This window comes from Desulfobaculum sp., from assembly GCF_054921475.1.
This window is the reverse complement of sequence record NZ_JBUDSW010000265.1, coordinates 1-4,816: the sequence shown is the minus strand read 5'-3', so window position 1 is coordinate 4,816 and position 4,816 is coordinate 1. Positions and strand designations below refer to the sequence as shown.

General features: G+C 58.6%; 5 protein-coding genes, 1 tRNA gene and 1 pseudogene. 4 read left to right on the top strand and 3 right to left on the bottom strand.

From position 1 onward, the window contains the following. Positions 1–707, top strand: a 707-nt coding sequence (locus tag ACY69P_RS14270) for an endonuclease I family protein (protein ID WP_462327951.1), incomplete at its 5' end; no start/stop codon positions are given. 223 nt (positions 708–930) lie between these two features. Here ACY69P_RS14270 and ACY69P_RS14265 read toward each other — a convergent pair. Together ACY69P_RS14265 and ACY69P_RS14260 are read right to left on the bottom strand one after the other, a co-directional pair. Further along, positions 931–1,007, bottom strand: a tRNA-Met gene (locus tag ACY69P_RS14265). A gap of 97 nt (positions 1,008–1,104) precedes the next feature. Continuing rightward, positions 1,105–1,911, bottom strand: a complete 807-nt coding sequence (locus ACY69P_RS14260; RefSeq protein ID WP_404844942.1) for an undecaprenyl-diphosphate phosphatase — start codon at positions 1,909–1,911, stop codon at positions 1,105–1,107. Positions 1,912–2,052: 141 nt separating this feature from the next. On the opposite strand from ACY69P_RS14260, the gene ACY69P_RS14255 reads away from it, so the two are divergent. The 3 genes from ACY69P_RS14255 to lptG are packed head-to-tail and all read left to right on the top strand — an operon-like array spanning position 2,053 to position 4,517. Next, entirely contained in the window at positions 2,053–2,253 is a 201-nt protein-coding gene (locus tag ACY69P_RS14255; protein WP_404844943.1) for a hypothetical protein, read from the top strand. A gap of 19 nt (positions 2,254–2,272) precedes the next feature. Continuing rightward, positions 2,273–3,436: an LPS export ABC transporter permease LptF gene (lptF, locus tag ACY69P_RS14250; protein ID WP_462327950.1), complete on the top strand. Its 1,164-nt coding sequence runs from the start codon at positions 2,273–2,275 to the stop codon at positions 3,434–3,436. Beyond that, on the top strand, positions 3,426–4,517 hold the full coding sequence (lptG, locus tag ACY69P_RS14245) for an LPS export ABC transporter permease LptG (protein ID WP_462327949.1): 1,092 nt from the start codon (positions 3,426–3,428) through the stop codon (positions 4,515–4,517). Before lptF ends, lptG begins: the two co-directional genes overlap by 11 nt. Positions 4,518–4,628: 111 nt before the next feature. Here the strand turns inward: lptG and ACY69P_RS14240 are convergent. After that, positions 4,629–4,816 (bottom strand): annotated as a pseudogene (locus ACY69P_RS14240) (ribosome biogenesis GTP-binding protein YihA/YsxC); the annotation flags it as partial.

Genomic DNA, 4,816 nt, shown 5'->3' with positions numbered 1-4,816 from the left:
TGCGCAGCGCGCTCAACACCTTTATCCATCAAAACACGACATTTGGGAGCTATGGTTCAACGTGGAATTCGCTGTTCTGGACGGACGGCTATCCCAATGCCACGGTGCGTCTTCTCTATAGCCGCAACATCCTTCCCACAGGCGACAAGTGCAGCAAAACCTACACCAGTCCGTACTGCTGGAACAGAGAACACCTCTGGCCAACCAGCAAAATGCGCAATGACAAGAAAGACAAGGAGTGGATTGAAGAGCATGTCAAAGCCGCGGTGGACCTGCACCACTTGTATCCCGCCAATAAGCATATCAACGCCGACCGTGGGAACCTCGACTTCGCGCCGGGCGGCACCACCTCAGTGTTCAACGGCACAACGTACAAGATGACGGCAACGACATTTGAGCCGCCCGACGAGGTGAAGGGCGACGTGGCGCGGGCGCTCTTTTACATGGATGTGATGTACGATGGAGCATTCGGCAACACCGGGGACCTGACCCTTGTGACCTCGAATGCCACCAGCACCAATGGCACCGACCTGGGCAACCTTGCCGAACTCCTCACGTGGCACACGCTGGACCCCGTCAGCGATTGTGAACGGACACGGAACTCACGGGTCCACTTCACGCAGGGCAACCGCAACCCCTTCATCGACTGCCCGGAATTTGTCAGCATCATCTGGCCACCTGCAAACGCCACCAACTCCACCCCCTAACCGCCTTGGCTTCCAAGGCAACCCAAACCGGGCAGGCGTATGTCTGTCCGTTTTGGTGCTTGGGTTGGGCCTTGAGTGGATGGGGGCAGGGGCGTGTTCTCGCGCCTTTGCCACGCTTGTGAAGGGGCGTGGATGGGCGCGCTGCGCTGGAGAGGGGAGGAGACGAGGCCCCCAAATACAGAAAAAGCCCCTTCCGCTTTCGCAGAAGGGGCTGTGCAATCAGTGGTAGCGAGGAGAGGACTTGAACCTCCGACACTGCGGATATGAGCCGCATGCTCTGACCACCTGAGCTACCTCGCCACTTTATGGGTGCCGCGCTGTGAGTTTTGCCTCACCGCGTCGGGAATTGGCTTATAGGGAGTTTCAAAATCGAATGCAAGGGAAAATTACGATTTTTTCAAAAAATCCCCATCTGCCAGCAGACAAGAACGATTGGCGCGATGGCGAGACGGTACCATGCAAAAGGCCGCAGTGTCACCTTGCCAAGCAGGCTGATGAAGACCTTGATCGCCAGCCACGCGGAAATGAAGCTGACGACGAAACCAACGGCCATGAACGGAATATCCGCCGCGGTGAACAGGTCGTAGCTTTTGAGCAGGTCGTAGCCGGTGGCCGCGAACATGATGGGCACAGCGGCGATGAAGGAGTATTCTGCAGCAACGGTACGCCGCGCCCCCAGAATCATGCCGCCCATGATGGTGGCGGCGGAGCGCGAAAAGCCCGGCCACAGGGCAAGGCACTGAAACGCGCCGATGCCGAGGGCCAAGAGTGGCGTCACCTCGTCGAGGGTGTTGGTATGCGCGGGGCGCTGTTTGCGCTCCACCCACAAAATGGCCAGCGCGCCAACGCCTAGGGCAAGGGCGACGGTGTAGGGGCCAAAGAGGTGGGTTTTTATGAAGTCATGGGCGGCCAGTCCGGCCAGCCCTGCGGGCAGTGAGGTCAAAAACAGCAGCCACAGGCCGTATATTCCGGAAAACCGGCGCTCCTCGGTTGGGCGGACAAGCCCCCAAAAGCGCTCCCAGTACAGCACGACCACCGCGAGGATGGCGCCAAGCTGGATGACCACTTCGAACGTGTTGGCCTTTTGCCCCGTGAATCCGAGCAGGTGCCCAGTGATGATAAGGTGCCCTGTGGACGAGACGGGCAGGAACTCTGTCAGCCCCTCCACAACGCCAAGGATGGCGGCTTGGACGATGGATTCCACATTCGTCTCCTTGAGAGTATATGTTATGTGCGGCGGTTATGCGCCGTCACCAGCGCCTAGCCCATGAGGGGACAAGTTGCAAGCACCCCGGTGATGGTGTAGATGCCAGTGAACCCCGCAACCCGGCGGGAAGGAGGGACTATGACGACGATTATGCCCGAGAGTGAACTTCTGCGCCGTGCGGTTCGTTGGTTGAGTGAGCAGCTTGAGGATGAGCCAAAGGACATCCACGCCCTTGTGCAAGAGGCCTCTATGCGTTTCAACCTTGGTCCAAAGGACGAGGAACTCCTCGTGGAATTCTACAGAAAGAACCTCAAGAAACAGGACGACTCCCCTGCGTAATCCGCTATTTCCATCACTTTTGCAACGACAGATGTTCAAGGAACTCGCCACGCTGTTTGCGCTGTGTGCGGGGTCGCTTCTGTCGCTTCTTCTTATAGGTAGACTGCTTCAGCTGCGGGATATCCTTATCAGTCAGAGCCTTGGATTTGTGGACATCCTCAAGATGTTCGCCTACCTCAGCCCGTTTTTTCTGCTGTTGCTCATACCCATCGCGTGCATGCTGGCCGTGTTCCTGACGCTGCTGCGCATGAATACGGACCTTGAGATTACGGCGCTGCGCGCGTCCGGCGTGAGCCTGTACCAGCTTTTGCCCGCGCCGCTGCTTCTTGCGCTGATGTGCACCGCCGCGACGTTCTGGATATCTTTTTCCGGCCTTGCTTGGGGTATGGAGAACTTCCGGTCCACCATGCTGGAGCTAGCCCGCTCCAAGACGCAGCTTGTTCTGCAACCCGGCGTCTTTAATATGGATTTTCCGGGGCTGACCCTCTATGCCCAGAATGCGGACACCAAGAGCGGCAAGCTGAAAACCGTGTTTGTCAAGGACGCCTCCAGCGGCGACCGTGCGTCAACCATCCTTGCGCCCACAGGCGTTATCAAGACCAACAAGGATAAGGGCGAGATCGTTTTCCAGCTGGAAAATGGCAAGATTTACCGTCACGAAAAGGACGGCCTGAGCGTTATCGGCTTTGGCACCTATCAGGTGCGCATGGACCTTTCGCGCATGTTCCATGGCTACAAGCCCGGAGACGTCCGCCCCAAGGAAATGTCGTGGACGCGCCTGCATGAGCTGAATGACAAAAACATCAGCGAGGGCGTGGACGACAACTGGGCGCGTAAAATCCGCGTGGAAATCCAGAAGAGGGTGGTTCTGCCGCTGGCCTGTCTGGTGCTGGGGCTGTTCGCCATTCCCATGGCGTCCATGTTCAGCGGCCTGCACAGGCACTGGGGGCTGCTCCTCGCGCTGGGCTTCTTCCTTGGGTACTACACGCTGTTGTCCCTTGGCCTGTCCCTTGGCGAAACCGGCGTCTTGTCCCCCGTTGTGGGGCTGTGGCTGCCGGACGTGCTGTTCTTCTTTGCTGGACTCTATGGCCTGCGGCAAGCGGCCAATGAACGCTCCATCCCCGTGGTGGAGTGGATGCGACACCTGAGAACGCTGGGACGGAAGGCCGAACATGTTTCATAAGACGCTCAATACCTATCTGCTGCGGCAGAACATGTTCTATATCCTTACATGTCTTGCCGTTGGTGCGGGGCTGTACCTGCTGACCGACGTGTTCGACAGGTTGGACGACTTTCTGGAGGCGGGCCTTGGCCTGTCCACCATTGCGACATATTTTGCGGTGAAGCTGCCGCTGATTATTTCGCAGATTTTGCCTGCGGTGTTCCTGTTGTCCGTGGTGGCCCAGCTGTGTCTGATGGCGCGCCACCGCGAACTGCTTGCCCTGCGGGCAGGGGGCATCTCCTTTGGCCGCCTGTCGTCGTTCTACATTGCCTACTCCCTGCTGTGGTGCGTGATTCAGCTTGTCTTTGCGCAGTTTGTGGGCGTGTATGGGCAACAGATGTCCAGCCGCATCTGGTCCGAGGATGTGCGCGGCAACGTGGTGGAGGAAACCACCATGCGCAACCTGTGGCTGAAAGAGGGCGATTATATTGTTGAAATCGCCGAGGCCGTGCCCGCACTGCGTCAGGCGCGCGGCGTACACATCTATCAGCTGAGCGAAGACCGCCGCTCCCTCACCCATCAATACGACGCCGCCACCGCCGAAGCGAAGCCCGGCCACTGGGTGCTGCAGGACGCAAGCGTGCTGAACCCCCAGACCTTCCGCTATGAGAAGCGTCCGGAAGTGACGGTGCCCATCAAGCAGGACCTCAAGGCCTTTTTGGCGGTGGACCCGGACATGGACCCCGCTCAGCTTCCGCTGTGGCAACTGAGCGATACCATCTCCAAACTGGAGGAATCCGGCTCCAATGTGGAGGTGCTGCTTACCTCGTGGCACAGCAAATGGTCGTATGCGTTCTCCATCCTTGCCATGGGGCTGCTTGCCATGGCGCTGGTGACCCTGTCGGAGAATATCTATCTGAACATTGCGTTGTCGCTGGTGCTGACCTTTGCGTATTATGTGGTCTTTATGATTGGCATGACGCTGGGGCAGAACGGCGTTCTGCCGCCAGCCATCGGTGCATGGCTGGGCAATATCATCTTCTGCACCCTTGCCGGGGCGCGCCTTGTCTGGTGCGCCATCCCCACGCGCCAAAACGCGTAGGGCGCGGCAAAGACTGACCAAACAAAAAACGCTGCCGGAGTGATGCTCCGGCAGCGTTTTTTGTGTATCGAATTGCGGAAAGGTGCTGAGTGGCGGAAAGGGCGGGCTCGGCTAATCGTCCTGCGCGGCCTCGCGGAGGGCGGTCCAGATTTGGTCCTGCCCCATGCCGGTCTTGGCGGAACTGATAATGGGCTTGGCGCCGCCAAGGATGTTCTGCCACTGGCTTTGGCGCTGGGCGCGCTCCTTCTGCTTGACCTTGTCGGCCTTGGTCAGGATGGGGATGATGTCGATGCCCAGTT

Coding starts and splice junctions, on each gene's coding strand:
- ACY69P_RS14255 (WP_404844943.1), top strand. CDS start 2,053: ATGACGACGATTATGCCCGAGAGTGAACTTCTGCGCCGTGCGGTTCGT.
- lptG (WP_462327949.1), top strand. CDS start 3,426: ATGTTTCATAAGACGCTCAATACCTATCTGCTGCGGCAGAACATGTTC.